This window comes from Microbacterium sp. BF1, assembly GCF_019279095.1.
GTDB classification, from domain to species: domain Bacteria; phylum Actinomycetota; class Actinomycetes; order Actinomycetales; family Microbacteriaceae; genus Microbacterium; species Microbacterium maritypicum.
This window is the reverse complement of the sequence record NZ_JAGYWT010000672.1, coordinates 1-1,073: the sequence shown is the minus strand read 5'-3', so window position 1 is coordinate 1,073 and position 1,073 is coordinate 1. Positions and strand designations below refer to the sequence as shown.

1 protein-coding gene and 1 pseudogene are annotated in these 1,073 nt (G+C 70.3%); one reads left to right on the top strand and one right to left on the bottom strand.

Going from position 1 to position 1,073, the window contains the following annotated elements:
- Positions 1 to 337: pseudogene (locus tag KZA10_RS15915) on the top strand (heavy metal translocating P-type ATPase); the annotation flags it as partial.
- A gap of 113 nt (positions 338 to 450) precedes the next feature.
- Here the strand turns inward: KZA10_RS15915 and KZA10_RS15910 are convergent.
- Positions 451 to 1,073 (bottom strand): HAD-IC family P-type ATPase (locus KZA10_RS15910; RefSeq protein WP_218683369.1); only part of this gene is annotated, 623 nt, incomplete at its 5' end.

Sequence of the window (1,073 nt, the reverse complement as noted above, 5' to 3'; positions counted from 1 at the left end):
GGCGAAGGGCGCGACCGCGGCCGGGGACGCCGCTGATGTCGTGATCCTCGTCGACTCGCTGGCGAAGCTCGTCGACGCCGTCGCGATCGGCCGTCACACCCTGCGGGTCGCTCTCACCGCGATCTGGATCGGCATCGGACTGAGCATCGGACTCATGATCGTGGCGATGACCGGACTCATCCCCGCCGTCGTCGGTGCGCTCGTCCAGGAGCTCGTCGATCTCGCGACCATCCTCTACGCGCTCCGCGCCCTGAGCGGCCCCTCCACGGTGCTTCCCGCAGCGCCGGCCCGCCCGAGCACGAGGACCGAGGCGGTTGCTCCGCAACGCGCGGACTGACGAGGAGCGCCCGAACGCTCGGACGCAGACCACCGATGACCGATTCCGTCGCGCTTCTGCAGCATCGGGGGAAGCAGGCTCGTCTCCGCGTCGGCGACGCCCACCTCAGGCGGTCACCGATCGAGGATGGCGCGGGTCGTCACCTCCGGGCGCAGGTCCAGGCGCCGCAGCAGCTGGGCGTTGAGCGCCACGACGATGGTCGACAGCGACATCAGGACCGCTCCGACCGACATCGGCAGCACGAAGCCGATGGGTGCCAGAACGCCGGCCGCGAGCGGCACCGAGAGCAGGTTGTACCCCGCCGCCCACCACAGATTCTGCTTCATCTTGCGGTACGCGGCGCGCGAGAGTTCGATCACCGAGAGCACGGAGCGCGGGTCGTCGCCGGCGAGGATCACCCCGGCCGAGGCGATCGCGACATCGGTGCCGGCACCGATCGCCAGACCCACGTCGGCCTGCGCGAGCGCGGGTGCATCGTTGACGCCGTCACCGACCATCGCGACCTTGCGCCCCTCGTGCTGCAGCTCCTGCACCTTCGCGGCCTTGTCCTCGGGGCGCACGCCGGCGAAGAATCGGTCGATGCCGAGATCTGCCGCGACAGTCTGCGCGACGGCCTCGGCGTCGCCCGTGATCATGACGACCTGCACACCGAGTGCGTGCAGTGCGTCGACGGCCTCGCGGGATTCCGGCCGCACCTCGTCGGCGAGTTTCAACGCCCCGATGACGTGACCGTCCT